Annotated in this window: 29 protein-coding genes and 1 pseudogene; 16 read left to right on the top strand and 14 right to left on the bottom strand. The window is 70.5% G+C overall.

The features are described 5' to 3' along the window. Positions 1-27: 27 nt before the first annotated feature. Complete coding sequence (xseA, locus tag FVE25_RS24985) at positions 28-1305, top strand: exodeoxyribonuclease VII large subunit (RefSeq protein ID WP_246267391.1); 1278 nt, start codon at positions 28-30, stop codon at positions 1303-1305. A 6-nt stretch (positions 1306-1311) separates the two neighbouring features. On the opposite strand, the gene FVE25_RS24980 is transcribed toward xseA, so the two are convergent. Next, positions 1312-1776, bottom strand: coding sequence for a GNAT family N-acetyltransferase (locus tag FVE25_RS24980; protein WP_157249459.1), 465 nt, complete (start codon positions 1774-1776; stop codon positions 1312-1314). Between the two features lie 86 nt (positions 1777-1862). Here FVE25_RS24980 and FVE25_RS24975 point away from each other — a divergent pair, with 86 nt between their 5' ends. After that, entirely contained in the window at positions 1863-2099 is a 237-nt protein-coding gene (locus tag FVE25_RS24975) for an exodeoxyribonuclease VII small subunit (protein ID WP_157249458.1), read from the top strand. 604 nt (positions 2100-2703) lie between these two features. Here FVE25_RS24975 and FVE25_RS24970 read toward each other — a convergent pair. Further along, a complete protein-coding gene (locus FVE25_RS24970; RefSeq protein WP_157249457.1) occupies positions 2704-3114 on the bottom strand; it encodes a nitroreductase family deazaflavin-dependent oxidoreductase in 411 nt (136 codons plus the stop codon). Positions 3115-3201: 87 nt separating this feature from the next. Here FVE25_RS24970 and FVE25_RS24965 point away from each other — a divergent pair, with 87 nt between their 5' ends. Further along, a complete protein-coding gene (locus FVE25_RS24965; RefSeq protein WP_157249456.1) occupies positions 3202-3816 on the top strand; it encodes a TetR/AcrR family transcriptional regulator in 615 nt (204 codons plus the stop codon). Here FVE25_RS24965 and FVE25_RS24960 read toward each other — a convergent pair. Genes FVE25_RS24960 through FVE25_RS24950 form a run of 3 tightly spaced genes read right to left on the bottom strand, consistent with a single transcriptional unit; the run spans position 3809 to position 5307 of the window. Next, positions 3809-4165: a VOC family protein gene (locus FVE25_RS24960; protein ID WP_157249455.1), complete on the bottom strand. Its 357-nt coding sequence runs from the start codon at positions 4163-4165 to the stop codon at positions 3809-3811. The genes FVE25_RS24965 and FVE25_RS24960 overlap by 8 nt on opposite strands. A gap of 18 nt (positions 4166-4183) precedes the next feature. Further along, complete coding sequence (locus FVE25_RS24955) at positions 4184-4714, bottom strand: DUF4245 domain-containing protein (protein ID WP_246267385.1); 531 nt, start codon at positions 4712-4714, stop codon at positions 4184-4186. 11 nt (positions 4715-4725) lie between these two features. Beyond that, positions 4726-5307, bottom strand: coding sequence for a TetR/AcrR family transcriptional regulator (locus FVE25_RS24950; protein ID WP_157249454.1), 582 nt, complete (start codon positions 5305-5307; stop codon positions 4726-4728). A gap of 83 nt (positions 5308-5390) precedes the next feature. Between FVE25_RS24950 and glpX the strand changes: the two genes are divergently transcribed. Then, positions 5391-6425, top strand: a complete 1035-nt coding sequence (gene glpX / locus FVE25_RS24945; RefSeq protein ID WP_157249453.1) for a class II fructose-bisphosphatase — start codon at positions 5391-5393, stop codon at positions 6423-6425. Between the two features lie 118 nt (positions 6426-6543). Here the strand turns inward: glpX and FVE25_RS24940 are convergent, their stop codons facing one another. After that, positions 6544-7413 (bottom strand): alpha/beta fold hydrolase, encoded by an 870-nt coding sequence (locus tag FVE25_RS24940; RefSeq protein WP_157249452.1) that lies wholly within the window; start codon positions 7411-7413, stop codon positions 6544-6546. Positions 7414-7623: 210 nt separating this feature from the next. Between FVE25_RS24940 and FVE25_RS24935 the strand changes: the two genes are divergently transcribed. After that, on the top strand, positions 7624-9540 hold the full coding sequence (locus tag FVE25_RS24935; RefSeq protein WP_246267383.1) for a leucine-rich repeat domain-containing protein: 1917 nt from the start codon (positions 7624-7626) through the stop codon (positions 9538-9540). A gap of 45 nt (positions 9541-9585) precedes the next feature. Here FVE25_RS24935 and FVE25_RS55355 read toward each other — a convergent pair. The 5 genes and pseudogenes from FVE25_RS55355 to FVE25_RS24915 all read right to left on the bottom strand — a co-directional run. Further along, positions 9586-9986, bottom strand: a pseudogene (locus FVE25_RS55355) (transposase); the annotation flags it as partial. Positions 9987-10126: 140 nt separating this feature from the next. Beyond that, positions 10127-10777, bottom strand: coding sequence for a DUF1707 SHOCT-like domain-containing protein (locus FVE25_RS24930; RefSeq protein WP_157249451.1), 651 nt, complete (start codon positions 10775-10777; stop codon positions 10127-10129). Positions 10778-10836: 59 nt separating this feature from the next. Further along, complete coding sequence (locus FVE25_RS24925) at positions 10837-11385, bottom strand: hypothetical protein (protein ID WP_157249450.1); 549 nt, start codon at positions 11383-11385, stop codon at positions 10837-10839. A 32-nt stretch (positions 11386-11417) separates the two neighbouring features. Then, positions 11418-12233 (bottom strand): aldo/keto reductase, encoded by an 816-nt coding sequence (locus FVE25_RS24920; RefSeq protein ID WP_181019702.1) that lies wholly within the window; start codon positions 12231-12233, stop codon positions 11418-11420. A 240-nt stretch (positions 12234-12473) separates the two neighbouring features. After that, the gene (locus FVE25_RS24915) at positions 12474-13070 is read right to left on the bottom strand and encodes a TetR/AcrR family transcriptional regulator (RefSeq protein WP_157249449.1); all 597 of its coding nucleotides are present in this window, start codon (positions 13068-13070) and stop codon (positions 12474-12476) included. Positions 13071-13177: 107 nt separating this feature from the next. On the opposite strand from FVE25_RS24915, the gene FVE25_RS24910 reads away from it, so the two are divergent. The 3 genes from FVE25_RS24910 to FVE25_RS56380 all read left to right on the top strand — a co-directional run bounded on the left by FVE25_RS24910 (position 13178) and on the right by FVE25_RS56380 (position 15168). Continuing rightward, the gene (locus tag FVE25_RS24910) at positions 13178-14338 is read left to right on the top strand and encodes an MFS transporter (RefSeq protein ID WP_157249448.1); all 1161 of its coding nucleotides are present in this window, start codon (positions 13178-13180) and stop codon (positions 14336-14338) included. Between the two features lie 121 nt (positions 14339-14459). After that, complete coding sequence (locus FVE25_RS24905; RefSeq protein WP_157249447.1) at positions 14460-14960, top strand: anthrone oxygenase family protein; 501 nt, start codon at positions 14460-14462, stop codon at positions 14958-14960. Positions 14961-15039: 79 nt separating this feature from the next. Next, positions 15040-15168 (top strand): hypothetical protein, encoded by a 129-nt coding sequence (locus tag FVE25_RS56380; protein ID WP_281367884.1) that lies wholly within the window; start codon positions 15040-15042, stop codon positions 15166-15168. Here FVE25_RS56380 and FVE25_RS24900 read toward each other — a convergent pair. Beyond that, positions 15134-16027 carry a DMT family transporter gene (locus tag FVE25_RS24900; protein ID WP_157249446.1) on the bottom strand — a complete coding sequence of 298 codons (894 nt, stop codon included), beginning with the start codon at positions 16025-16027 and terminating at the stop codon, positions 15134-15136. The two genes, FVE25_RS56380 and FVE25_RS24900, sit on opposite strands and share 35 nt — an antisense overlap. 67 nt (positions 16028-16094) lie before the next feature. Between FVE25_RS24900 and pdxR the strand changes: the two genes are divergently transcribed. Beyond that, positions 16095-17456, top strand: coding sequence for a MocR-like pyridoxine biosynthesis transcription factor PdxR (gene pdxR, locus FVE25_RS24895; RefSeq protein WP_219825625.1), 1362 nt, complete (start codon positions 16095-16097; stop codon positions 17454-17456). A gap of 17 nt (positions 17457-17473) precedes the next feature. After that, positions 17474-18409, top strand: a complete 936-nt coding sequence (locus tag FVE25_RS24890; RefSeq protein ID WP_157249444.1) for a Gfo/Idh/MocA family protein — start codon at positions 17474-17476, stop codon at positions 18407-18409. Here FVE25_RS24890 and FVE25_RS24885 read toward each other — a convergent pair. Next, a complete protein-coding gene (locus tag FVE25_RS24885; RefSeq protein ID WP_157249443.1) occupies positions 18396-19028 on the bottom strand; it encodes a maleylpyruvate isomerase N-terminal domain-containing protein in 633 nt (210 codons plus the stop codon). The two genes, FVE25_RS24890 and FVE25_RS24885, sit on opposite strands and share 14 nt — an antisense overlap. Positions 19029-19096: 68 nt before the next feature. Between FVE25_RS24885 and FVE25_RS24880 the strand changes: the two genes are divergently transcribed. The 6 genes from FVE25_RS24880 (at position 19097) to FVE25_RS24855 (ending at position 25196) form a co-directional block, all read left to right on the top strand. Then, positions 19097-20749, top strand: a complete 1653-nt coding sequence (locus tag FVE25_RS24880) for a fumarate hydratase (protein WP_157249442.1) — start codon at positions 19097-19099, stop codon at positions 20747-20749. A gap of 75 nt (positions 20750-20824) precedes the next feature. Beyond that, positions 20825-21163 carry a YciI family protein gene (locus FVE25_RS24875; protein ID WP_157249441.1) on the top strand — a complete coding sequence of 113 codons (339 nt, stop codon included), beginning with the start codon at positions 20825-20827 and terminating at the stop codon, positions 21161-21163. Further along, on the top strand, positions 21163-22323 hold the full coding sequence (locus FVE25_RS24870) for an RNA polymerase sigma factor (RefSeq protein WP_157249440.1): 1161 nt from the start codon (positions 21163-21165) through the stop codon (positions 22321-22323). The genes FVE25_RS24875 and FVE25_RS24870 overlap by 1 nt, the downstream gene beginning before the upstream one ends. 78 nt (positions 22324-22401) lie before the next feature. Beyond that, on the top strand, positions 22402-22842 hold the full coding sequence (locus FVE25_RS24865; RefSeq protein WP_157249439.1) for a YybH family protein: 441 nt from the start codon (positions 22402-22404) through the stop codon (positions 22840-22842). A 107-nt stretch (positions 22843-22949) separates the two neighbouring features. Continuing rightward, positions 22950-24290 (top strand): FAD-binding oxidoreductase, encoded by a 1341-nt coding sequence (locus FVE25_RS24860; RefSeq protein WP_157249438.1) that lies wholly within the window; start codon positions 22950-22952, stop codon positions 24288-24290. A gap of 57 nt (positions 24291-24347) precedes the next feature. Further along, positions 24348-25196: an SDR family NAD(P)-dependent oxidoreductase gene (locus FVE25_RS24855; protein ID WP_157249437.1), complete on the top strand. Its 849-nt coding sequence runs from the start codon at positions 24348-24350 to the stop codon at positions 25194-25196. Positions 25197-25249: 53 nt separating this feature from the next. Here the strand turns inward: FVE25_RS24855 and FVE25_RS24850 are convergent, their stop codons facing one another. Beyond that, positions 25250-25438 (bottom strand): DUF5999 family protein, encoded by a 189-nt coding sequence (locus FVE25_RS24850; RefSeq protein WP_157249436.1) that lies wholly within the window; start codon positions 25436-25438, stop codon positions 25250-25252. Between the last annotated feature and the right edge of the window lie 423 nt (positions 25439-25861).

The raw sequence follows: 25861 nt of genomic DNA, 5'->3' as shown, positions 1-25861 counted from the left end.
TCGGCCCCGCCCCGTAGTCTGGCCGCCATGAGCTCGAAGACCTCCCCCGAGTCACCCTTGCCGATCCGCACGGTCCTGCAGATGGTCGGCGGCTGGATCGGCAAGCTGGGCACGGTCTGGGTCGAGGGCCAGATCACCGATCTGAGCGCGCGGGGCGGGACGGTGTTCCTGACCCTGCGGGACCCGGTGGCGAACGTCTCGGCGCGGGTCACGGCGCCGCGTGGCGTCTACGAGGCGGCCGTGCCGAGGCCGGCGGACGGCGCCAGGGTCGTGGTCCACGTGAAGCCGGACTTCTGGGTCAACCGTGGCTCGTTCGCGTTCACCGCGCTGGAGATCCGGCCGGTCGGCGTGGGCGAGTTGCTGGCCAGGCTGGAGCGGCTGCGGCAGTTGCTGGCGGCCGAGGGGTTGTTCAACGCCGACCGCAAGCGCAGGCTGCCGTTCCTGCCGGGCACGATCGGGCTGATCTGCGGCCGCGATTCGGCGGCCGAGCGTGACGTGCTGGAGAACGCCCGGCGCCGCTGGCCGGCCGTGCGGTTCAAGGTGGAGGAGGTGGCCGTCCAGGGCCCTTACGCCGTGGGCGAGGTCACCGAGGCGCTGACCAAACTGGACGCCGACCGCGAGGTCGAGGTGATCGTCGTCGCCCGGGGCGGCGGCTCGCTGGAGGACCTGCTGCCGTTCTCGGACGAGAGCCTGGTCAGGGCCGTGGCCGCCTGCCGTACGCCGGTGGTGAGCGCGATCGGCCATGAGCAGGACAGCCCGCTGCTCGACCTGGTCGCCGACGTACGCGCCTCGACGCCCACGGACGCGGCCAAGAAGGTCGTGCCCGACGTGGGCGAGCAGCTGACGCTGGTGCGGCAGCTGCGTGACCGGGGGCGCCGGATGATGGGCGGCTGGCTGGATCGCGAGATGTCCTGGCTGACGTCGGTGCGCTCGCGGCCGTCGCTGGCCGATCCGGTGCGTGAGCTCGAACGCAGGGCCGAGCAGGTGGACGCGCTGCGCGAGCGGACCCGGCGCAGCCTGACCGGCTCGCTCGACCGGGCCGCCGACTCGCTGTCGCACCTGCGCGCCCAGCTGGTCGCGTTGTCGCCGGCGGCGACGCTGGAGCGCGGGTATGCGATCGTGCAGCGTCCCGGCGGCGAAGTGGTGCGGCGGGCCAAGGACGTGGCGGCGGGCGACACGCTGACGATCCGGCTGACCGACGACCGGCTGACCGTGCGCGCGGAGGGGGAGCCCGCCCGCCCCCGCAAAGCGCGCAAGAAGCCCGAGCCCGCCGGGGAGAGCCTGCTCGACGAGCCCGATTCCTAGAGACTCCTAGGCGAACCAGGTCATCGCCGGATAGGGCTGGGTGAAGCCCAGCGAACGATAGAGCGGTTCGCCGTCGGCGGTGGCGTGGAGGTCGACGCGGGTCACGTCGTTGTCGCGGTACCACGCCATGAGGGCGTTCATGATGGCGCGGCCGTGGCCCCGGCGCCGGTGGCCGGGGTCGGTGGCCATGCCCAGGATGTAGCCGAACCGCCCGTCCCACCGTCCGGGGCCGGGGAAGCGCTGAAAGACGAACCCGATCCCGCATGCGGCCAAGGTGCCGTCGGTGTCGCCGTCGATGACCAGCACGGCCACGTCCGGGTCGCCCAGGCGCTCGTTCAGGCTCGTGGCGTAGGGTTCCTGCCAGTTGTCGTCGGCGGGGTGGCCGGCGTCCTCGGCCATGCGGTCGGCCAGGACTTCACGCAGGCGGACGAGTTCCGGAATGTCAGCACGGGTGGCGGCACGGACAGTCACATCAGCTCCCTCGCGAACGGTCACATCAGCGCCCTCTTCGGCGGGCCAGGGCGCGGTTGTCGGTGTCTGACTCTAGGGTGGGTCGCGTGGCAGACGAGAACGCACCCGGCCCTACGCCGTCCTACGAGCAGGCCCGAGAGGAGCTGACCGAGGTGGTCCGCCGCCTGGAGACGGGCGGGCTCACCTTGGAGCAGTCGATCGAGCTGTGGGAACGCGGGGAGAAGCTGGCGGCGGTGTGCGAGGAATGGCTCCAGGGGGCCCGCGTCAAACTAGCCGCCGCCATGGCCCGCCGCCCCGACCCGACCGACGACGCGCCCTTCTGACCGCGCTTCCGAGCTCCTGATTCCTGCGCCCGTCCCCGTGTACTGCGCGCCGCCTGCGCCCGTCCCGGCGTCCTGGACGCCTCCTGCGCCCGTCCCGGCGTCCTGCGTGCCTTCCGCGATCGTCCCGGCGTCCTGCGCGCCCCTCCTTTACGGCGGAGCCGCCCCCACGCCACCCGCCGACGTGGGCGGGCGCCGATCGTGGGGGTCGCTTCTCACGTCGGACACATACCCCGCCGCGACGGCCCGTCGTCAGCCCGTTGCCGCACCGGGCAGGCCCCCGAGGCGTCCACCCGGTGCATCCCGGACTGTCAAGGGAACTCCGTATCAGGCTGGCCCCTGACCTGCTGCCGCCCGTCGTGTGCCCGCTGACCTGCTGCCGCCCGTCGCCTGCCTGCTGACTGGCCGCCTGTCGTGTGCCCGCGCCGCGTGGTTGGCTGGTGACCACGCGGGTGACCACGCGGGTGGCCGGCGGGGCGCTCGTGTCGGCGGCCCGCCATGCACGGTGGACGACTGTTTCCCTGGAATGTCCTCAGCCACGTGCGGCGGTTGGCGTGCCCTTGGCTTCGCCGTAAAAAGGACCGGAGGAGGTCCCGCAGAGGACGCGTCAGGCGGTGCGGTGGAAGGCGAGGACGGGGATGCGGCGGGTGGTCTTGGCCTCGTATTCGGCGAAGCCCGGGGCGATGGCGACCATGCGGGCGTACAGCGCGTCGCGCTCCTCGTCGGGCACCTGCTCGGCCTTGGCGGGGAAGGTTTCGGTGCCGATCTCGGCGGTGAGGTCGGGGTTGGCGACCAGGTTGTGGTACCAAGCGGGGTGGTGGTCGGCGCCGGCGTTGGAGGCGATGATCACGTAACGGTCGCCGTCCTTCATGTACATGACGGGTGAGGTGACCTGCTTGCCGCTCTTGGCGCCCGTGGTCGTGAGGAGGACGAGGTCGCTGCCCTCGAAGTAGCCCCCGACCTTGCCGCCGTTCGCGCGGAACTCGTCGATCACCTGCTGGTTGAAGTCGTTAGCCATGACAACCTCCCAAGAGACAAAGAACCGGAGACCTCTCCGCATAGCTTAACCGGAGAGCTCTCCGGTTGTCATGGCTATGCTCAAGCTGTGCGCGAACGCCAGCAACTCCCCGTGCTCGGACAGCCCCAGCCAGAACGCGCCGACGCCGCCCGCAACCGGCAGAAGATCGTCGACTGCGCCGCCCGGATGGTCGCCGAACAGGGCGCCGAGCAGCTCTCCCTCGACGAGGTGGCCCGCGCGGCCTGTGTCGGCGTCGGCACGGTCTACCGGCGGTTCGGCGACCGGGCGGGGCTGATCTACGCGCTCATCGACGAGCGCGAGCGGCACTTCCAGGCCGCGTTCCTGACCGGGCCGCCGCCCCTTGGGCCCGGCGCGGCCCCCGAGGAGCGGATCGCCGCGTTCCTCCGAGGGCTGGTGGATCATGTCTTCGGGCAGGAGGAACTCTTCCTCCTGCTGGAGAAGAGCTCGCCGAAGGCCCGCTTCACCGGGCCGTACGCGGTCTATCACACCCACCTGAGCGCCCTGCTCACCCGCATACGGCCGGCCGCGCAGGCCCGTTTCCTGGCCGATGCCCTGCTTGCCCCGGCCGGCGCCGGGCTGATCCACTTCCAGCGCACCGAGCGCGGGCTCACGGTGGACCAGATCAAGGACGGGCTGGACGACCTGGCCCGGACCGTGTTCCGGGGCCTTCGGCCTAGGTGATGTAGCCGACCACGTTGCCTTCCGAGTCCTCGAACGCCGCCAGCCAGATCTCCGCGCCCGCCCGGCCGAAGGTGCCGTCGTCGGTGAAGATGACGTGCGGTTCCTCGACGATCGGCACACCCCGCTCCCGCAGGCGCTCGACGTCCGCCCGGACATCGTCAACGGCCAGGTAGAGACGGGCAGGCGGGGCGGCCTTCTCGATCAGCAGCCGGACCCCGCCCAGGTCGAAGAAGACCAGGCCCGGAGGGTCGAACGTGGCGATGTGACGCAGGCCGAGGACGTCCCGGTAGAAGGCGGTGGCCCTGTCCAGGTCATCGGCGTGCTGGGCAACCTGTCCGAGTCCGGTCATGCCTCGACGTTAGACGGCTCAGGAGGGCTTGGGGAGTTCCTGGAGGGAGGCGGCGAGCTGGGTGAGCTCGGGCCAGTCGGCGGTGCCGGTGACCACGAGGGTGACGCCGGGCAGCGTGCGGATCAGGGTGCGCTGCTTCTTGTCCTCGCGGAAGCGCTTGTCCCACGGCTGGCCGTTGATCTGCTCGGTGCCGATGGACCTGTCGCTGTTGGCCATGCGGTTGCCGAAGCCCGCGGCCGGCTGCTCGCCGGACTGGGCGAACATGGCGTGCTCGCGCTTGGCCGTGGCGAAGCCGAGGTAGAGGACCTTGGCGCCCGCGGAGCCGTCCGCGATGCGGTTGCTGTTGGCGATCCAGCCCGCAGGGTCCTGCGACGGACGCCACACCCTGTACGGCACGGCCCGGTTGAAGTTGGCCACCGTGATCGTGTACTCGCGCTTGGGGATGTGCTCGGTCCGGCTCTGCGGCGTCATGAGCAGGAACACGCCCACGCCGGCCAGGCAGACGAGCATGGCTACGACGTAGCCGTAGAAAGTCTGGGTCAACCGCACAACTGTTGAGGCTACCCTGCCGGGGCGACGGGTCGGAGACGGCCGATGATGGTCAGGACGTCGTCGGCCAGCTTGCGGTCGCCCGTCAGCGTGACCTCGTTCACCGCAGCGGCCAGGGCGCCCGTGATCGCGACGACCAGCGCGGGCTGGCCTTCGAAGAGGGCGGCGTTGCGGGAGGCCCAGGTGCGCAGGCGGTCGCGCATGACCACTTCGAAGCCGGGCGGTCCGTCGCCGCGCAGGAAGAGCACGGCGAGGTCCCGCTCCTCCAGGCAGCCGTCCAGATAGGCGCGGGCGGCGCGCAGGAATACCCGCATGGGGTCGTGTTCGCCCGCATCGCGGGCTTCCCGGGCGGCGCGTTTGGTGCGCTGGGTCTGTCTCGCCTGGAATTCCTCGAACAGCGTGAGATAGAGGTCGGCTTTTCCGGAGAAATGGTGGTAGAGGCTGCCGACGCTGGCGTTGGCGCGGGCCACCACATCGGTGACGCCGGCCTCCGCGAAGCCCTTCGAGACGAAGACCTCCTTGGCCGCCGTGAGGAGCCCGACGCGTGTCGCCGCGCCACGGCCCGTCACCGCACGTTCCACATCGCTGCTCATGAGAGGCACATTATCCTCCGCTGACCGGGGAAAGAGGGGCAACTACGATCGAGACAGTTGTCGACGAGGAGGCCGTAACCATCATGTCCGATCAGACGTCTGTACCCGCAGCGCTGGCCACAGGCGAGCACGCCCCTGATCGCAACCTGGCTCTGGAGCTCGTCCGCGTCACGGAGGCGGCCGCCATGGCCGCGGCCCGCTGGGTGGGACGGGGCGACAAGAACGGCGCCGACGGCGCCGCGGTGAACGCGATGCGCCAGCTCATCAACACCGTCTCCATGAACGGCGTCGTGGTGATCGGCGAAGGCGAGAAGGACCATGCGCCGATGTTGTTCAACGGCGAGCGGGTCGGCGACGGCAGCGGCCCCGAGTGCGACGTGGCCGTCGACCCGATCGACGGCACCCGGCTGACGGCGCTCGGCATGCCGGACGCGGTCTCGGTGATCGCGGTGAGCGAGCGCGGCTCGATGTATGACCCGTCGGCCGTGTTCTACATGGAGAAGCTGGTCACCGGCCCGGAGGCCGCGGGCGTCGTGGACATCGAAGCGCCCGTGGCGGCCAACATCCAGGCGGTGGCGCGGGCCAAGGGGTCCTCGCCCGCCGACGTCACGGTCGTCATCCTCGACCGCCCGCGCCACGAGCAGATCGTGAAGGAGATCAGGGAGACCGGGGCGCGGATCAAGTTCATCCCCGACGGCGACGTGGCCGGCGCCATCATGGCGGCGCGCGCCGGCACCGGCATCGACCTGATGCTGGGCATCGGCGGCACGCCGGAGGGCATCGTGGCCGCCTGCGCCCTCAAGTGCCTGGGCGGCGTGATCCAGGGCAAGCTCTGGCCGCGCGACGAGGACGAGCGCCGCCGGGCCCTGGACGCCGGACACGACCTCGGCCAGGTCCTGACCACGAACGACCTGGTCAAGTCGGACGACGTCTTCTTCGCCGCGACCGGCATCACGCAGGGCGAGCTCATGCAGGGCGTGCGCTTCCGCGGCGGGGTGGCGGTCACCCACTCGCTGGTCATGCGCGGACGTTCCGGGACGATCAGGAAGGTCGAGAGCGAGCACCAGTTGTGGAAGCTGCGTGCCTACTCGGCCATCAACTTCGACACCGCGGGCTGAGCGGCTTCTGGGTCCGGTACGGCGGGGCCGTACCGGACCCAGCCCCAACCCGAGACCCCTGCCGGCCGGCGGCCGATCTGCTTTGACACGGACCTGATCGGCGGGCGGGTGGCCTCCGCTACGCGGACGCGGAGAGCAGGAACTCCAGCAGGGCCGCCGCGAGCTCGTCCGGAGCCTCCTCGGCCATGTGATGCCCGCTGTCGATCGCCCGGCCGGTGACGTCGTCGGCCCACTGGCGCCAGATCTGCAGCGGGTCGCCGTACAGCTCCTGCATGTCGTCTTCGGCGGACCACAGGAACAGTGTCGGGCACCTGATGCGGCGGCCCGCCAGCCGGTCGGCGTCGTCGTTCGCGCGATCCACCGTCAGCCCAGCGCGATAGTCCTCACACATCGCGTGGACGGTGTCCGGATCGTGAATCGCCCGGTGGTAGTCCTCGTACGCCTCCTGGCCCATCTGCTCGGCCGAGGCCGTGTACCACGCGTCCGGATCGGCGTTGATGACGCGCTCGGCGGGTTTGTCGGTCTGGCCGAGGAAGAACCAGTGCCACCAGGCCGCGGCGAACTTGGCGTCAGCACGGGCCAGGGCCTCGCCGATGGGGATGCCGTCCATCACCACCAGCCGCGTGGCGACGTCGGCATGGTCAGCGGCGAGCCGATGAGCCACATAGGAACCACGGTCATGCCCGGCCACCGCGAACCGCTCGTGACCCAGCGCCCGCATGAGGGCGACCATGTCGGCCGCCATGGCGCGCTTGGAGTAGGGAGCGTGATCTGCGGTCGTGGGCGGCTTTCCGGAACGGCCGTAACCACGCAGGTCCGGGCAGATCACGCTGTGACGCGAGGCGAGGATCGGCGCGACACGGTGCCAGGTCGCGTGCGTACGCGGATGGCCGTGGAGCAGCAAAACCGGAGAACCCGAGCCCCCGTACCGGACGAACAGCTCCGTCTCCCCCACATCAACCACATCAACCGCGAAGTCATCGAACATCCACGCCCACTACCCCGATCGTCCGCTGCTTCACTCCTGACCCTGTGCATCCAGGCGCGCTCGCCCTCGCCCAGGCGGGCGGCCGCGACGGCCGGCTGCCGGCGCTCGCCTCGACCAGGTCGGCCCCGCCGAGCCGCGTGCTCAGCTGCCGCAGCTGGGCGGCGCAGCCGGCCCTCTGGACCCACCCGGCACCAAACCGACTACGAAGACTTGCTGCTGCCCCAGTCGAAGGACTTCGCCGAACAGGCCCGCGCGGCGGGCGCGGCGATCACAACCGACTTCCACGGCCCCGGTATCGACGGCGGGGCGGCCAGCAGCCTCACGACGGCGCTGGACTTTCCCGTAGGGCTGTCTCAGCGCGGACCTATGCTCGTCGCCATGCCGATATCCGCCACCCCCGCATCCCTGTCCTATGCCGACGCCGACGCCCGTCTGAGCGGCGCGTTGTCCGCCGCGTTCGAGAGTGAAGGAGAGTCGTCCGACTATGACAGCGTGCTGTTCTTCGACGGCGATCTCGCGGTCGACGGGGACTTCCTGGACGCCGTCAATGCCCTGCGAAGCGGGGACGACGAGGACGACGTCGAGCTGATCGTGATCACCGGCAATCTGACGGTCAACGGCCCGATCGCGCTCTATGAGGACCAGCCCGGACTCTACGTCGGCGGTCGCACCGAGGCCGAGACCCTGGAGGCCGGCGACTGCGAGATCTACATCCACGACGGCGCCTTCACACACCTCGTCTACGGCTATTACAACCACGGCCGGCTACGGACCGGGACCGTCGAGACCCCTTGGGTGATCGACTTCGACCACGCCATGGACGTGCATGCCGTCGGCGGGCGCTGGGTGGACAACGTCGGCGACGCCAAGGACGCCGACTACACCAAGCCGGGCATCGTCGAGGCGTTCGTGCCCGAGGTCGTCGACGCGGAGGAGCGCTGTCTGGACGTCGATGCGTTCCTGGGCCGGCTGCGGGCCGGGCTGCCGGTCCTGCGGCCCGGAGCCCGGACGGCGGCCGAGTCGGCCGAAGCCGAGGTGTCCCGGTCCCAGGCCGACCGGGTGGAGCACCTCGACCTGACCGGGCGCAAGCTCAAGGAGTTTCCCGCCGAGGTGCTCCAGATGCCGTGGCTGCGCACCCTGATCCTGGACGGCAACCCGATCGGCGAGCTGCCCGAGGCGCTCGGGACGCTCACCCGGCTGGAGCACCTGTCGGTGCGCAACTGCGAGCTGACCGCCCTGCCGGAATCGATCGGCGACCTGGCCGCGCTCCGGGTGCTGTGCGTCGCCGGCAACCGGGACACGGACCTGGACACGGTCGAGTTCACCCTGCCGGCCGCCATCGGCCGGCTCACCGCCCTCGAGGAACTCGACATCTCCTACCTGTCCGTCTCCGTCGACACGGGGTCGGGGTCGGGGTCGGAGTGGAACCTGCCGGAGGTGACGCGGTTCGTCCTGCCGGACGCCTTCGGCGACCTGGTCGCGCTGCGCAAGCTGGTCGCCGACGGGACCGACGTCGTGTTCCCCGACTCCGCGCACGGGCTGGCCGCCGTCGAGGAGGTGTCCATAACCGGCGGGAGCCACTACTTCCTGCGGACCTTCCCCGAGGCCGTCACCACCTTCCCGAACCTGCGCCGGCTCGACCTGAGCGGCAACTACTTCGACACCGTCCCCGACAGCCTGCTGCGGTTGACCCGCCTCGAAGAGCTCGACCTCGGCGACAGCCTCGGTCTGCTGCGCGACCCGCTGCCCGACCTCGGCCGCCTGCCAGCGCTGCGGGTCCTCGGCTTCGGCGGACACAGCCGCCGCGCTAGCACGCCCCTGCCGTCGCACGATTTCCTGCGGGAGCTGTTCGCCATGGAGCTGCCCGGGCTGGAGGAGCTCCGGATCAGCCGGTGGCAGCGCAACACCAAGCGCCTCAAGCTCAAGCCCGAGCACTTCGCCGGGATCGGGACGTTTCGTCGGCTGCGGATCGTCGACCTGAGGTTCAATCAGCTCAACGACCTGCCGGCGGATTTCGACACGCTCCCCGATCTGGCGGTGGCCAACTTGTACGGCAACCTGTTCCCAGGGGCGGTCCGCGACCGGATCACCGCCGCACACCCGACCGCCCAGATCGACTTCGAGTAGGCGTTCGAGGTCGGCGTGGCCGGCATGACAGCGGAGCCGGCCGCCGGCCACGGCCCGGTGCCGCTTGAGCCGGTTGATCCCGCACTCCACGGCGTGCCGCAGCTTGTAGTCCTCCCGGTCCAATACCGGCGGTCGACCGCCGGGCGCTGCCGCGATGTTTCCGCCCGACAATCTGGTCGCGGCGCTCCGGGATCGTGGCCCGGATGCCCCGACGTCGCAGGTAGACGCGGTTGGCTTCGAGCAGTACGCCTTGTCGGCCCGCACCCGATCCGGGCGGCAGCGGGACGGCCGGCACCCGGGCGGGGCACCCGAATCGCCTCCAACACGGGCACGAACTGTGGACTGTCGCCGCGCTGCCCAGCGGTGACGACCAGGGACAACAGGCGCTGTCCGTGTTCGCAGGCCAGATGAATCTTGCTGGTCAGGCCGCCGCGGGAGCGGCCCAGGCCGTGGTCGGCCGGCCCGTTGCCGCCACCGGCAACAACGGCTCCAGCACCGCCCACTGCGCATCACTCAAGCTCCATCGCGCCACACCGAGATCATCCCGGCGTGGCGCGATCAACGCGACAGGGTTCTAAGACACGCCCTAGCGGCGGCGCTTGCGGCGGGGTGGTTCCTTGACCTTGACCTCGCCCAGGAAGTTCGTAGTGCGGACCTCGACCACCGGCGCGTCGGGCTCGGTGGGCTGCTTGGTGAGGCGGACGATCTTGTCCTTGACCACGCGGATCACCTCGAGGCCCTCGGGCACGTGGATCTCCAGGCCGCCGAGGACGAGCGTGGCGTTGATGATGATGCGCCGGTTCTGCAGGATGGCGTCGCGCAGGTCGAGCTTGGTGGTGCCGAACATCGCGGTCACGCCGAGCTCGGCCGGGACGACCCAGCGTCCGCCGCGTTCCTCCTTCTTGAAGATCGCCGCGACCGGGCGGCCGTCCAGGAGCAGCGGCTGGTCCTCGGGCGGGAGCAGGTCGCGGGTGAGGCCGGCCAGGTCGCCGAGGGTGCGGGAGGAGTAGAGGACGCCGAGGCGTTCTTCGAGCTCGTCCAGGGTGATGCGGCCGTCGGCGTGCGCGTCCTGGAGCACCTGGGCGATGCGCTCCCTGTCGTCGTCCGACGCCCGCAGTTCGTGGGGCTGCGGCAGGTCGCCGGGGCGCTGCTGGGCGCGCGCCGACTGCCACTCCTCGGCGAGCCGTTCGCCAACTTCGGCCAGTTTCGGCAGCCAGGATCCGGGACGTTCATTCACACTTCGACGATATCCGGCGCGCGGACGAAACCGTCGGTGCCAATGCCTATGGTTTCGGCTCAGTGGAAGGTCGGGCCGCTGACGTCCAGGGTGGCGAGCGGCTCGCCGTCCTCGGCGAGCGCCTCCACCAGCGGCGCCCGCCGCCCCGACCAGACCACGATCAGAAACCCGTGGAAGGGCACCTCGATGAGCCGTCCCCGCACCCTGACCCGGCTGACCTCGGCCGAGGCGGTCAGGTCGGCGTGGCGCAGATACCAGCCGGTCCAGGGCAGGCGGTGCTCCGGGTTCATCAGCACGCCGCCGTTACCCGGGCAGCGCAGGTAGTCCTCCTGGCCTTTGGCCGGGGCCCGCTGGATCAGGGGATAGTCGATGGTTCCCGCGCCGCCGCCGCCCCGGTGCTCCCAGTCGCCGCCGCGCTTCTTGAACAAGTGCACCATGATCATCGGGTCGCCGTGGTGGTCGGAGAGCACGGCGACCGCGCCGCCCTCGCCCGAGCGGTCCATGGCCAGCGGTAAATAGCCCCGGCCCGCCTCGAACGTGGTCCGGGCCTCTTGCGGCATGCCGTGGTCGAGCACCCGGCGGCATTCGGCAAGCATCCCCTTGTCCATCTACCGAACGTAACCCGGCCATGGCTCTCGGGTTAACCCCCCAGTGCCGAGATGCGGGCGAACTGCTCGTCGGTGAGGCTCAGGCGCAGGGCGGCCAGGTTCTCCTCCAGGTGGAGGGGTGAGGAGGTGCCCGGGATCGGGATCATCGTCGGCGAGCGGCGCAGGAGCCAGGCGAGGGCGACCTGGGCGGGCGTGGCGTCGAGCTCCTTGGCGATCTCGGCGAGCGGGCTTTCCGGGCCCGCGTGCTCCCCCACCGCGATCGGGAAGAACGGGAGGAAGGCGATGCCGTACTCGGCGGTGTGGTCGACGACGTCCTCGTATTGGCGGGTGGCCAGGTTGTACATGTTCTGGACGGCCGCGATCGGGGCCGTCTTCTCCGCCTCCCTGAGCTGGTCGAGGGTCACCTCCGACAGGCCGATCCGGGCGATCTTGCCTTCTTCCTGGAGCTGCTTGAGGGCGCCCACCTGGTCGGCGATGGGCACGGCCGGGTCCACGCGGTGCAGGAAGAACAGCTCGATGCGCTCGAGGCGGAGCCGGCGCAGGCTGCCTTCGGCCTGCTGGCGCAGGTATTCAGGGCGGCCGAGCGGGACCCACTCCGCGGGGCTCGGCCGGGTCACGCCGGCCTTGGTGGCGATCACGAGGTCGCCGGCATACGGGTGCAGCGCGTCGGCGATCAGCTCCTCGTTGGCGCCAAGGGAGTAGGCGTCTGCGGTGTCGATCAGTTGGACGCCGAGCTCGACCGCCCGCCGGAGCACCGCCTTGGCCGCCCCGGGGTCGGCCGGGCCCTGCCAGATGTCGGCGTCGGCCAGCCGCATGGCTCCGTATCCGATCCTGTTGACCTGCATCATCACACGTCCCCTTACGTTCTTGAACTCTCAAGCACCGGCCAACTCGACGGTTCGCCGGATTGTTCCCGGGGCCGGGGACGGTGTCGTCAGCATGAAGAAGGCGATCCGACCAGGTTGCCGGACCGGGTGAGCATGGTCTGCGCGATCGAGGACCTGGTCGTGCGCGCCACACGGCACCCCTTCCGGCCTGGCCGAGGGGCTCGACGAGGCGGTGGCGGCCGGCCACGAGCCGGTTCCGGCCTAAGTGCATGAGATCGACGACAGGAGATCGTCGACGTAGCCGCGGAAGACGGCGGACATGTTCACGTTCTCGGGGTCGAGCAGCCATTGGGTCTGCAGGCCGTCCATCATGGCGATGAGCCGGTCGGCGTGGGCCTCGGCGTCGAGGTCGGGGCGGAATTGGCCGGTTTCGGCGCTGCGGCGGAGGACGGTGCTGATGTCGGTGCGCAGGCGCCGGTAGCGGTCTTTCGCCCATTCGTTGCCGGGGTGCCCGGCGGTAACGGCTTCGCCGTTGATGACGGAGAACAGCTGGACGAGGCCGGGGACGCGGGAGTTGTACTCGACGACGTCCACCATGACCCGGAACATCTGGGGGCCGTCGCACTCCTCGAAGTTGTAGCGGCGCATGTCGATCTCGTCGCGGTAGTCGAGGACGGCCAGCAGCAGGCGTTCCTTGCTGGTGAAGTGGTGCAGCAGCCCGGCCTGGGTGAGTTCGACGCGTTCGGCGATGCGGGCGAGCGACGCTCCCCGATACCCGTTTTCGGCGAACTCGAGCAGAGCGGTGGCGAGGATGCGCTCGCGTCGTGCCTCACCCGTGGCGTATCCCCGGCGTTTCACCCGGGCACCCTACCAGGTCACATAATTGCAACAAATCTACCAAGCGCTCGGGACGAAGAATAACATGACGCGACCTCATGTCTGAGCGTCTGATCCAGGAGGCAGCGGTGACCACCCCCCGAAACCGCATGGCCCGCACCGGCACGTTCCTCGCGTTCGCCGTGCAAGGACTCTGCTTCGCCACTCTGCTCACCCAGGTCGCCGCGATCAAGGGGAAACACGGACTCGACGAGGGCGAGCTGACCCTTCTGCTGCTGATCGTGCCCGTGCTGGCCGGTCTGGGCAGTGTCGGCGCGGGCGTGCTGGCCGCCCGCATGGGCAGCAAACGGCTGCTGCGCCTGGCCCAGCCGGTGGTCGCCGCCGCCGTCGTGCTCGCCGGGTTCGCGCCGAACGTCCCTGTGCTGCTGGTCGCCCTGCTGGTGTTCGGGCTGGGCGTCGGCGCGGTCGACGCGGGCATGAACATGCAGGGCGTCGCGGTCGAGCGACGGTACGGCCGGCCGGTGCTCAACGGCTTCCACTGCGTGTGGAGCGTGGCCGGCCTGGCCGGGGCGTTGTGGGCCGCCGCGCTGGCCACCACCCTGAACCTCTCGCTCACGATGGCCCTGCCCATGATCCTGGCCGTCGCCGGCTCGCTGATCGCCGGCCCGCTCCTCTGCACGCCCGAGGAGGAGAAGACCTCCGAGCCCGCCACGAAGGCCACCGGCCGCTTCCCCTGGAAGCCGATCATCCCGCTCTGCCTGGCCATGGCCTTCCTGTACGTCGGCGACGCCGCGGTCTCGAACTTCTCCACCGTCTACATGCAGGACGTCCTGGCCGCCTCCGCCTCGGTCGTCCCCCTCGCCTACGCCGCCTATCAGGCCACGACCCTGCTGGTCCGCCTCGCCGGCGACGTCGCCGTCAGAAGGTACGGCCCGGCCGCCATCGTCCGGATCGGGGGCGCGATCGCCGCCCTGGGCTTCGCCGGCGTCGTCCTGGCCCCGAGCCAGCCGGTCGCGGTGATCGCCTTCGGCCTGACCGGGGTGGGGCTGTCGGTGGTGGCGCCGCAGTCGTTCTCGGCCGCCGGGCGCCTGGACCCGGCGGGCACCGGCGTGGCCATCGCCCGGGTGAACCTCTTCAACTACGTGGGCTTCATCGTGGGCGCCGCGCTGGTCGGCGGCCTGGCCGAGGCGGTGAACATGCAGGTGGCCTTCGCCGCCCCGCTGGTGCTGGCGGCGGCGATCGTCGCGCTGGCGCCCGGGTTCGCGCCAAAGCCGGCCGTACTGCGCTGAGGCTGCACCTTGCTGCAGGTCAGGAGTGCAACAAGCTGAAGCGCAGCGGTCTGGCGCCCGGGCCCGGTGGTGCGTCAAGGTACGTTCGCCCGCCGTACCGCACCACGGAGAAACCAGAACGTTGAAAGCACTCAGCACGCTCTCCCTCATCCTGTCCACGCTCAGCGCCGGGCTCATGGCCGGGCTGTTCGCGGCCTTCGCCTACGCGGTGATGCCCGGACTCAAGCAGAGCAGCAGCCGCACCCTCGTCGAAGCCATGCAGCGGATCAACGTCGCCATCCTCAACCCGGTCTTCATGAGCGCCTTCATGGGCGGCCTTCTGTTCATGCTGGCGGCGGTGATCCTGCACTGGCGGGCCGACCTGCGGCCGGTGCTGCCGTGGGTGATCGCCGGGTTCCTGCTGTATCTGGTGATGTTCTTCGTCACCGCCGGGGTGAACGTCCCGCTGAACGACCAGCTCGCCAAGGCGGGCGCACCGGGCGAGATCGCCGACCTCGGCGCGGTCCGCGCGGCGTTCGAGGACAAGTGGGTGGCCTGGAACGTCGTGCGCGCGGTGGCCGCGACCGGGTCGTTCGGCTGCTTCATCTGGGCCCTGATCAAGCATGGGGCAAAGTCTCAGTAAATCCCGGCAAATCGTGAAATTTCGGGCTACGGTCTGGCTTCCTCTGGCGTTTCAGCAGGTGAGAGGGAGGGAGGCCGCTGTGGAGCCTGGATTCTTCATCATCATGCTGGCCCTCGGTGTGCTGGTCGTGGGCGGGATCGGAGTCGCCACCGTCTTCATCGTGCTCAGCGGCATCAAGAGCGGCCAGTGGCCGACGCTGAAACGCTAGCCGGAGAGGACACCTCAGGCGGGCGCCGCGCGGTGAGCCCGGCCACGATGCCGGCGATCACCAGCCCCGCGCCCAGCAGGTCGTAACCGGATGGTGTGGCGACACCCAGCACCATCCCGGTCACGATCGCCCCGACCGGGATCAGCCCGGCGAACAGTCCCGCGCGCCCCGGCCCGAGCCGGGGCAGCGCCGTGTACCAGAGGAAGAACGCCCCCACGGTCACCACGATGGCCAGGTAGAGCAGCCCGAACACCTCCGGCGGCGTGGGCACCCGGAACATCGACCGCCCCTCCACCACCACCCCCGCCACGGCCAGCATGGGCACCGCCAGCGCCGTCGAGTAGGCCGACACCCGGATCGCCCCCAGCCTGGGCAGCAGCGGAATGGCCAGCAGCGAGAAGCTGACCTCGCCCACCAGCGCGCCCAGCGCCCACAGGAGCCCGGTGACGCTCCCGGTGCCGAGCCCGGTGGCCAGCGTGGCCCCCGCGACCACGACGACGGCCCCCGCCAGCAGCCGGGGCGCGGGCCGTCCGCTGACCAGGGCGAGCGCGAGCGGTACGGTGCCCAGCACGGTCCCGACCAGCGCCGGGCCGGAGTCGCGGGTGGACTCGATGACGGCGACGTTGAAGAACACCAGCCCGAGGACGGCCAGCCCGGCCAGGCACAGGAACTCCCGCCCGGTCAGCCGGACGAAGCGCAGGCCGAGGACCCGGGTCACGACCAGCAGAACCGCCGCGGCCAGCAGGTAGCGCACGACCTGCCCGCCGTACACGGGATAGTCCTTGATCAGGCCGGAGACGGCGGCGAGCGTCCCCACCATGAACATGGCGGTGGCCGCCCCCAAAGCTCCGTTTCTCATGCCAGCATGCTAGAAAGGCAATGGCTCGCCGAAAGAGTCCAATTTCCCACGATAAATGGGGACCATTGTGACGGACCTTCATGTTCGCCTCGATCGGCACAAAGGCGGGCTCGCCGCCCAGATCGCCGCCGAGCTGCGCAGCTCCATCCGCGACGGCCGCCTCGCGCCCGGCACCCGCCTGCCCGCCAGCCGCGACCTCGCCGCCGACCTGGCCGTCTCCCGCGGCGTGGTGGTCGAAGCATACGAGCAACTGGTCGCCGAGGGCTTCCTGATCTCGCGGGTGGGCAAGGGCACCCACGTGGCCGCCGGCGTCACCGCCCCGCGCGAACCGGTCAAACCCTGGCAGGACGGCGTCTGCGCGCCCTTCTACGGGCACCGGCCCACCTCCCCCGACCTCAGCGGGTTCCCGCGCGAGCGCTGGCTGGCCTCGGTCCGGCACGTGCTGGCCACGCTGCCCTCCGGCGCGCTCGACTACGGCGACCCAGGCGGCGTCCCCGAGCTCAGGGAGGAACTGGCCGGCTACCTCAGGCGGGTCAGGGCCGCCGACGTGCGCCCCGAGAACCTCGTCATCGTCGGCGGCGTCGCCCAGGGACTCAGCCTGAGCCTGCTCGTGCTCGGCCCCGACCGCCTGGCCATCGAGGACCCGAGCAGCCCCCGGCAGGTGCCGCTGCTGCGCCGGGCCGGAGTGGAGCCGGTACCCGTGCCCAGCGACGAGGCCGGGATCAACGTGAAGGCACTGGCCGCGACCGGCGCCGGGACCGTGCTGCTCACCCCGGCACACCACTTCCCGACCGGCGTCGTGCTCTCCCCCGGCCGCCGCGCCGAGATCATCGAGTGGGGCGGGACCGTCCTGGAGGACGACTACGACGCCGAGTTCCGCTTCGACCGCGACCCGGTCGGCTGCCTGCAGGGGCTGGCGCCCGACCGGGTGATCCTGGCGGGCAGCGTGAGCAAGTCGCTGGCCCCCGGCCTGCGCCTGGGCTGGGTGGCCGGCCCGGAAGGGCTCGCCGCGGCGGTACGGCAGGCGCGCGGCGAACTCGACCTCGGCTCACCGGTGATCGAGCAGTACACCCTGGCCCACTTCCTGCGCACCGGCGCCTACGACCGGCACCTGCGGCGCACCCGCCGGGAGTACCGCAGGCGCAGGGACGCCCTGGTCACCGCGCTGCGCGAGCAGCTGCCCGACGTCCGGGTCGGGGGCATCGAGGCGGGCCTGCACGTGTATCTGGAGCTGCCCGAGGACTGGGACGAGCTGGCCGTGGTTCAGGCCGCGCAGAGCCTGGGGCTGGCCGCCGAGCCCGTGGGGCCGATGCGGTTCAGCCCGGGGCCGCCGGCGCTGGTGGCCGGGTTCGCCCGCGTGCCGGTCCATCGGGCGGCGGAAGCCGTACGGCAGCTAAAAGTCAGAATGTCTGGACAAATGAGAGGCTGAAGCCTACAAAGAGAGCCATGCGCGTTGGACTGCTCGGCCTGGGCCGGATCGGTGCCTTCCACGCGGCCACTCTGGCCGCCCATCCGCTGGTCGACGAGCTGATCTGGGCCGACCCGGTGCGCACGTCCGGGCACGGGAGGGCGGGCGACCCCTTCACCGCGGACGCCCTGGTCATCGCCACCCCGACGGGTACCCACGCCGAGCTGCTGACCAGGGCCGCCGGGCTCGGCATCCCGGTCTTCTGCGAGAAGCCGGTGGCCGCGACGGTCGAGGAGACGCTGGCCGTGCGCAAGCTCGCGGCGGAGGCGCACGTGCAGATCGGGTTCCAGCGCCGCTTCGACCCCGGCTTCGCCGCCGCCAAGCAGGCGCTGGACGCGGGCGAACTCGGCGAACTGCACCGGGCGCACCTCATCACCGCCGACCCGGCGCCACCGCCCGCCGCCTACATCGCCACCTCGGGCGGGATCTTCCGCGACTGCCACATCCACGACTTCGACCTGCTGCGCTGGATCACCGGCCGGGAGGTCGTCGCGGTCTTCGCCACCGGCGCCAACCGGGGCGCGGACTTCTTCGCCGCGGCCGGGGACGTCGACACCAGCGCCGCGCTGCTCACCCTCGACGACGGCACGCTGGCCACCGTGCAGGGCTCGCGATACAACGGCGCCGGCTACGACGTGCGGGTGGAGCTGGCCGGGAGCAAGGCCACGCACGCGGTCGGGCTCGGCCCGCGCGCCCCGATCAGCGGGTTCGCCGGCCCGCCCTGGCCGGACTTCGTCACCCGCTTCGCGGAAGCCTACGCCCGCGAGATCGACGCGTTCCTGCGCAGCACCCACAGCCTCTGCACGATCGAGGACGCGCTGGCCGCCCTCTACGTGGCCGAGGCCGCCGAGCTGTCCCGGCGTGAAGGGCGGCCCGTCGAGGTGGCCGAGGTGGTCTCCCTCAGAACGCCGTGATGCTCGCCGGCGCCCGCTCCGCCCGCGTCAGCGCCCGCATCACCTCCGTCGCCCCATGACGGCGTACGGCCAGCCGCGTCAGCAGGCCGAGCACCGCCTCCATCGCGCTGCCGGGAAGCGGCGGCGCCGGCACCCCGACGCTGACCGCGAGGTGGTCGTTGTGCACGGCCACCTCCATCATGCGCGTGAGCAGCAGGTCGTCCAGCGCCACCGACCAGGGGCCCCAGAACCGCAGGCGCACGGGCCGGTTCGGCGCCTCGGGCAGCGTCTCGGCCAGGTCCTCGATCGCCGCGTCCAGCGTCTCCAGCAGTGCGCCGGCGCCGTCGGCCGCCACCTGCTCGCCGCCGTCCCTGATCCGCACGTTGACCGGGTCGTCGAGGGAGGCGTCGATCCAGCCGGCCCGGTCGTAGTGGCTGCACAGGTCGACCGTCTCCTCCTCGGGGACCGGGTCGGCCAGCGCCTGCCGTACCGCGAGGACCTGGAAGGCGAGGTGGCCGGACAGGCCGCGGACGGTGAACTCGGGCAGCGCGCTCGGCGCCGTCCACGCCGCGGCCACCTCGGGGGCGCGCAGCAGGTCCGCGGCGGCGCGGGCCGAGGCCAGGAAGTCCTGTCGGATCATGGTTCCTCCTGCGTTATCGGGGACTGTCAGTGGGCGTACCCTCTAGGAGACCCGAAAGGACCGAGAGAATGCCCGAGTTCGACTACACCGACCTTCTTCCGCTTGGCGCCGACGCGACCGAGTATCGGCTGATCACCACGGAGGGGGTGCGGAAGGTCGAGGCGGCCGGGCGGACGTTCCTCGAGGTCGATCCCGAGGTCCTGCGGCTGCTCACCGAGACCGCGATTCACGACATCTCCCACTACCTGCGGGCCAGCCACCTCAACCAGCTCCGGAAGATCGTCGACGACCCCGAGTCCAGCGGCAACGACCGCTTCGTCGCGCTCGACCTGCTCAAGAACGCCTCCATCTCGGCCGGCGGCGTGCTGCCCATGTGCCAGGACACCGGCACCGCGATCGTCATGGGCAAGCGCGGCCGCCACGTGCTCACCGACGGGCGCGACGCCGAGCACATCTCACGCGGCGTGTACGACGCCTACACCAAGCTCAACCTGCGCTACTCGCAGATGGCGCCGCTGACGATGTGGGAGGAGAAGAACACCGGCAGCAACCTGCCCGCGCAGATCGAGCTGTACGCCGAGGGCGACGACACCTACAAGCTGCTGTTCATGGCCAAGGGCGGCGGCTCGGCCAACAAGTCGTTCCTGTACCAGGAGACCAAGGCGGTGCTCAACGAGAAGCGCATGCTGGCCTTCCTGGAGGAGAAGATCCGCTCGCTGGGCACCGCGGCCTGCCCGCCGTACCACCTGGCGGTCGTGGTGGGCGGCACCAGCGCCGAATACGCGCTGAAGACGGCCAAGTACGCCAGCGCCCGCTACCTCGACGGCCTGCCCACCGAGGGCTCGGCCGCCGGGCACGGCTTCCGCGACACCGAGATGGAGCAGAAGGTCTTCGAGCTGACCCAGAAGCTCGGCATCGGGGCGCAGTTCGGCGGCAAGTACTTCTGTCACGACGTGCGGGTGATCCGGCTGCCGCGGCACGGGGCCTCCTGCCCGGTGGCGATCGCGGTCTCCTGCTCGGCCGACCGGCAGGCGCTGGCGAAGATCACGCCCGAGGGCGTCTTCCTGGAGAAGCTGGAGACCGACCCGGCCCGTTTCCTGCCGGAGACCACCGACGAGCACCTGTCGGACGACGTGGTGACCGTCGACCTCAACCGGCCGATGAGCGAGATCCTCGCCGAGCTGACCAAGTACCCCGTCAAGACGCGGCTGTCGTTGACCGGGCCGCTGGTGGTCGCCCGCGACATCGCGCATGCGAAGATCGCCGAGCTGCTGGACGAGGGCGGCGAGATGCCGCAGTACCTGAAGGACCACGCGGTGTACTACGCCGGTCCGGCCAAGACGCCCGAAGGGTACGCCTCGGGCTCGTTCGGGCCGACGACCGCCGGGCGCATGGACTCCTATGTGGAGCGGTTCCAGGCGGCGGGCGGTTCGATGGTCATGCTGGCCAAGGGCAACCGCTCGAAGCAGGTGACCGAGGCGTGCCAGAAGTACGGCGGGTTCTACCTGGGCTCCATCGGCGGGCCCGCCGCGCGGCTGGCCCTGGACTGCATCAAGAAGGTCGAGGTCCTGGAGTATCCGGAGCTGGGGATGGAGGCCGTGTGGAAGATCGAGGTGGTGGACTTCCCGGCGTTCATCGTGGTGGACGACAAGGGCGACGACTTCTTCACCGACCGCACCGGCCCCGTCCTGTCCATCACCCGGCCGCCGCGTGGTCGATAGCCCGGGGTTGCGGGTGTCCTAAAATCGGGCCGTGTCACCTAGGCGGACGGCCGTCCCTGACCCCCGGAGGTCGCGATGCAGTACGCCCTCTTGATCTACGCCGAGCCGGGCTTTCAGGAGGCGTTGTCCGATGCGGAGCGTGAGAAGGCATACGCGGAGCATTTCGCGCTGGCCGACGATGCCCGGTACGGCGTCGGCGCGCAGCTCCAGCCCGCCGAGACGGCGACCACCGTGCGGGTGATCGACGGCCGGAGGCTGACGACCGACGGTCCCTTCGCCGACACCAAGGAGGTCCTCGGCGGCATCTGCCTGGTCGAGGCGGCCGATCTGGAGGAGGCGCTCGAGCTGGCGGCGCGGCTCCCGGCCGTCCGGCTCGGCGCCGTCGTCGAGGTGAGGCCGCTGGTGCGGCGCTGATGCCGCTCGAGGCGGTATTCCGGGAGGAATGGGGCAGGGTGCTGGCCTCGCTGGTCGGCTATCTCGGGGATTTCGACAAGGCCGAGGAAGCCGCGCAGGAGGCGTTCGCGATCGCGGCGGAGCGCTGGCCCGTATCGGGCATGCCGCCCAACCCGGGGGCGTGGCTGGTGACCACGGCCCGCAACCGGGCGATCGACGTGATCCGCCGCGAGCGGACCCTGGCGGAGAAGATCCCCCTGCTGCCGGTGCCGGAGGCCGCCGTTGACGAGCTCGACGAAAGCGTGATCAAGGACGAGCGACTCGAGCTGATCTTCACCTGCTGCCATCCCGCGCTGCCGCTGGAAGGTCAGGTGGCGCTCACCCTGCGCGCCCTCGGAGGGCTGCGAACCGACGAGGTCGCCAGGGCGTTCCTGGTCTCCGAGGAGACCATGAAGCGCCGCCTGTCCCGGGCCAAAAGCAAGATCAAGGCAGCCGGGATGCCGTTCGAGGTGCCCGAAGCCCACCGGCTGCCGCAGCGCCTCGACGCGGTGCTGACCGTCATCTACCTGATCTACAACGAGGGTTACGGCGGCCGCGTCGACCTCGGCGCCGAAGCCATCCGCCTGGGCCGATTGCTCACCGGGCTCCTGCCAGAGGAAGCCGAGGCGCACGGGCTGCTCGCCCTGATGATGATCCACCACGCCAGGCGGCAGGCCCGCTTCTCCGGCGAAGACCTTGTCCTGCTCGACGATCAGGACCGCTCCCTCTGGGACATGCGCCAGATCGACGCGGGACGGGCGGTACTCGACCAGGCGCTCCTTCTCGGCGGACGCGGCGCCTACGTCGTCCAGGCCGTGATCGCGTCCCTGCAGACCCACGAGCCGATCAATTGGCACCAGGTCTCCGAGCTGTACCGGCGGCTGGTGGAACTCACCGGTTCGCCCGTGGTCGAACTCAACCGCGCGGCAGCGCTCGCCCAGGCCGGCGACCCCGTCGCCGCGCTGCGCGCCGTCGACGGCCTCGACCTGCACGACTACCTCTACTTCCACTCCACCCGGGCCGAGCTGCTGCGGCGTCTCGGCCGCAAGGAAGAGGCCAGGGCGGCGTACGGCAGGGCACTGCGACTGGCGACCTCGACGCCCGAGCGCCGATTCCTCACCCGGCGGCTCGAAAATATCTGAACCGGGTTGTCCCCCTGGCGGGTCCTCGTTCGTCGCCTGGATGTAAGCGACGAACTTCGACCCCGAGGAGGGGTGGCGATGCCAACGCAGCGCGAGATGGACGAGGCCCAGATCCGCGGACTGGTCTACAAGATCGTCGATGGGATCCGGGCCAAGGATCTCGAGGGACTGAAGCAGGCTTACTCCACGGACGTCGTGTCCTTCGACGTCGAGTCGCCGCTCCAGGACGTGGGGATCGCGGCGAAGCTCAAGAACTGGGACAAGGTGTTCACCCTCTTCCAGAGCGTGAACTACGAGATCTCCGATCTGACGCTCACCGTCGGCGACGAGGTGGCCTTCGGGCACGCCTTCGGCCGGCTCAGCGGCACGTTGGCGAGCGGGCCGGCGACGAACGGCATGTGGGTGAGGGTCACCTACGGCTTCCGGAAGATCGACGGCGCCTGGTGGATCACGCACGACCAGGTGTCGGTGCCGCTCGACGTCCAGAGCGGCAGAGGCATGACCGACCTCGAGCCCTGACACCTCTGGCCGCCATGTCCGGCCTGGAGAGGGCCACCGGATGGGAACGTCCCCGAGGCCCGTCGCAAGGAGCCTTCCGGCTGATTCTCCCCTGTGAAAGGAACACCATGAGTTCAGCGTTTGAAACCCCTCGCCGTGACTTCGGCGGGGACATCATCGAACCCGGTGCGGCCGCCTACGAATCGGCCAGCCGCTCGATGCTGGTTGCGGGTAGCCCGGCCTTCGTCCTGCGGCCGGACAGCGTCGCGGACGTGCAGGCCGGGGTCGGATTCGCCGTCGGCACGGGGCTGGTGCTGTCCGTACGAGGCGGCGGCCATGGCTTCGCGGGCTTCGGCACCAACGACGGCGGCGTCGTGCTCGACCTCGGCAAGCTCGCCAGCGTGGAGATCATCGACAAGGAACGCCACCTCGTGCGGATCGGCGGCGGCGCCACCTGGGGTCAGGTTGCGGCCGCGCTGGCCCCGCATGGCCTGGCGATCTCCGCGGGCGACACCGGGAGCGTCGGCGTCGGTGGGCTGACGTTGACCGGCGGCATCGGATGGAAGGTCAGAAGGTACGGCCTGGCCTTGGACAACGTGGTCGCCGCAGAGGTGGTCACCGCCGACGGCGAGCTGCGGCGGGCGAGCGCGACGGAGAACCCGGAGCTGTTCTGGGCGCTTCGCGGCGGGGGCGGGAACTTCGGCGTCGTCACCGCCTTCGACTTCGTCGCACACCCGACGACGGACGTCTTCTTCGGCACGATCACCTTCCCGGCCGCGCAGGCGGCCACGGTGCTCCGGGGCTGGGCGGATCACCTGCGCACCGCGCCCGAAGAGCTCACCTCCATCGCGGACCTCGCCAACCCCTTCGCCGGCGGGCCCGACGCGCCGGTCGAGATCCAGGTCGCCTTCGACGGCGACGACCCCGGGCTCGCCGCCCGCGCCCTCGATCCGATCCGCCGGCTCGGTACGGTGATCGGCGACGATGTCGCGCTCAAGCCGTACGCGGACGTGCTCGTGGACTTCGCGGCCCCGCCGCTCGGCATCCACCTGGTCACCCGGAGCGCGTTCGCCGACCCCGCATCGGTGCCGGCGGTTCTGCAGATCCTCTCCGAGGCCGCGGCCTCGGCGTCCGCGCCGAAGATCTCCGTCCGTAGCGTCGGCGGTGCGGTGTCCCGGCTTCCCGGCGACGCCACCGCCTACGCCCACCGCCAGGCGGAGCTGATGCTCGTGACCACCACCGTGGGGCCGCCGCCGGTCATCGAGGCCGCCCGCCCCGCGCTGGAAGCGATCTGGGCCAGGCTCACTCCGCACATCAGCGGCGCCTACGCCAACTTCCTCGCCTCCGCCACCGAGGAGGACGTCGCCGCGATCTATCCGCCGCACACCTACCAGCGGCTCGCGGAGATCAAGCGCCACTACGACCCCGGCAACCTGTTCTCCCAAAACCACAACATCCGCCCGCGGTAACCCCTGGAACGCGCAGGCGGCACCGAGAACTGCCACTATCGAGAATGGAATGACATCATGAGCAAGGTCTGGTTCGTCACCGGCTCGTCCCGCGGCTTGGGCCGCAACTTCGTCGAGGCCGCCCTGTCACGCGGCGACAAGGTGGCCGCCACCGCCCGCAACCCCAAGCACCTCGATGACCTCGTCGCGGTCTACGGCGACAACGTGCTTCCGCTCGCGCTGGATGTGACCGACAAGGCCGCCGTCTTCGGCGGCGTGCGGCGGGCCGTCGAATACTTCGGCCGTCTCGACGTCATCGTGAACAACGCCGCCTACGGCCTGTTCGGCGCGGTGGAGGAACTGACCGAGCAGCAACTGCGCGACCAGATGGAGACCAACCTGATCGGCCCGATCTGGGTCGTCCAGGCTGCCCTGCCGCATCTGCGAGAGCAGGGCGGCGGGCACATCATTCAGATCTCCTCGGTGGGCGGCCTGACCGTGTTCCCGCTCGGCGGCGGATACGTCGCCTCCAAGTGGGCTCTGGAAGGGCTGAGCGAAACCCTCGCCCAGGAGGTGGCCGCGTTCGGCGTCAAGGTGACCCTGGTCGAGCCCGGCTCCTATGCCACCGCGGGCTACGCCACCGAACGCGCCGGCGGCGTAACGGCCGACCCCAGCCCGCTGTATGACGGTCTGCGTGCGAGCTTCGCCGAGTTCGCCACGTCACTCGACCTCGGCGACCCCGCCGCGGCGGGCCGGGCCATCCTCGAGATCGCCGACGCGGACAACCCGCCCCTGCGCGTGTTCTTCGGCATCCACGGCAACCAGATCGTCTCGCAGGTCTACGCCGACCGGCTCAAGACCTGGTCCGACTGGCAGGACCTGTCGGCGCGGGCACACGGCCACTCCCCCGCCGCCCCGGCCCGCTGACCGTCGCCCGTTCAGCAGCAGGTGACCAAGAGGAAAGACCTTGCCGTGGGGCCTCAGGCGGCGATCGGCTCGCGGTGGGGGGCGACGATCGTGCCGTCCGGCAGCAGCAACCCGGTGTCCTCGAACATCACCACGCCGTTGCAGAGCAGGCTCCACCCCTGGTCGGGATGGGCGGAGACGACGTGCGACGCCTCACGGTCGGCGGAATAGGCACTGGGGCAGGTGGGCTGGTGACTGCACATCGTGCACCTCTCAGGTGACTCCTGGAACTAGCCGGTGTTCTTCAGAAGGGCAGCTTGCGCCCTGACGGGGTGCGGAGGTCCAGGGCGGTCCCGCCGGCGGGCTTCTTCGGCCGGGGCCTGATCTGGGTCTGGCGCATGGTCTTCACGTCCCTTCAGCTGGGCGCATGCCCTCATTCTGACGATCGGGACCGACAGTTTCCGAGGGCTGTCCGCCTGCTACGTCTTCACTCTGCGCCGTACCGCTTACCGCTCGCCTACAACCCGCTGACACGGCACGACAAGGGTTTGGTAAGCACGAACAGGGGTTCCCCTACAACGGGAGTTGTGTTCTCAGGGGGGCGCCGGAGGGGCCGTGAGACGGAAGTGCGGGGGGGGGGCCACCGCAAACCCCCACCACCACGCACGAACGGAAAAAATCCCACA

This window comes from Nonomuraea typhae (genome assembly GCF_009760925.1).
Lineage (GTDB): Bacteria > Actinomycetota > Actinomycetes > Streptosporangiales > Streptosporangiaceae > Nonomuraea > Nonomuraea typhae.
Note: the sequence above shows the minus strand (reverse complement) of the source record. Positions and strands in the feature narration are given on the sequence as shown.

Excerpts from the sequence above, each read along its gene's own strand:
- FVE25_RS24940 (WP_157249452.1), bottom strand. The coding sequence starts at position 7,413 with ATGTTCGATGACTTCGCGGTTGATGTGGTTGATGTGGGGGAGACGGAG.
- glpX (WP_157249453.1), top strand. The coding sequence starts at position 5,391 with ATGTCCGATCAGACGTCTGTACCCGCAGCGCTGGCCACAGGCGAGCAC.
- FVE25_RS24870 (WP_157249440.1), top strand. The coding sequence starts at position 21,163 with ATGCCGCTCGAGGCGGTATTCCGGGAGGAATGGGGCAGGGTGCTGGCC.
- FVE25_RS24890 (WP_157249444.1), top strand. The coding sequence starts at position 17,474 with ATGCGCGTTGGACTGCTCGGCCTGGGCCGGATCGGTGCCTTCCACGCG.
- FVE25_RS24865 (WP_157249439.1), top strand. The coding sequence starts at position 22,402 with ATGCCAACGCAGCGCGAGATGGACGAGGCCCAGATCCGCGGACTGGTC.
- FVE25_RS24900 (WP_157249446.1), bottom strand. The coding sequence starts at position 16,027 with ATGAGAAACGGAGCTTTGGGGGCGGCCACCGCCATGTTCATGGTGGGG.
- FVE25_RS24960 (WP_157249455.1), bottom strand. The coding sequence starts at position 4,165 with ATGACCGGACTCGGACAGGTTGCCCAGCACGCCGATGACCTGGACAGG.
- FVE25_RS24925 (WP_157249450.1), bottom strand. The coding sequence starts at position 11,385 with ATGGACAAGGGGATGCTTGCCGAATGCCGCCGGGTGCTCGACCACGGC.
- FVE25_RS24860 (WP_157249438.1), top strand. The coding sequence starts at position 22,950 with ATGAGTTCAGCGTTTGAAACCCCTCGCCGTGACTTCGGCGGGGACATC.
- FVE25_RS24885 (WP_157249443.1), bottom strand. The coding sequence starts at position 19,028 with ATGATCCGACAGGACTTCCTGGCCTCGGCCCGCGCCGCCGCGGACCTG.
- FVE25_RS24970 (WP_157249457.1), bottom strand. The coding sequence starts at position 3,114 with ATGGCTAACGACTTCAACCAGCAGGTGATCGACGAGTTCCGCGCGAAC.
- FVE25_RS24880 (WP_157249442.1), top strand. The coding sequence starts at position 19,097 with ATGCCCGAGTTCGACTACACCGACCTTCTTCCGCTTGGCGCCGACGCG.
- FVE25_RS24875 (WP_157249441.1), top strand. The coding sequence starts at position 20,825 with ATGCAGTACGCCCTCTTGATCTACGCCGAGCCGGGCTTTCAGGAGGCG.
- FVE25_RS24855 (WP_157249437.1), top strand. The coding sequence starts at position 24,348 with ATGAGCAAGGTCTGGTTCGTCACCGGCTCGTCCCGCGGCTTGGGCCGC.
- FVE25_RS24920 (WP_181019702.1), bottom strand. The coding sequence starts at position 12,233 with ATGATGCAGGTCAACAGGATCGGATACGGAGCCATGCGGCTGGCCGAC.
- xseA (WP_246267391.1), top strand. The coding sequence starts at position 28 with ATGAGCTCGAAGACCTCCCCCGAGTCACCCTTGCCGATCCGCACGGTC.
- FVE25_RS24850 (WP_157249436.1), bottom strand. The coding sequence starts at position 25,438 with ATGTGCAGTCACCAGCCCACCTGCCCCAGTGCCTATTCCGCCGACCGT.
- FVE25_RS24950 (WP_157249454.1), bottom strand. The coding sequence starts at position 5,307 with ATGAGCAGCGATGTGGAACGTGCGGTGACGGGCCGTGGCGCGGCGACA.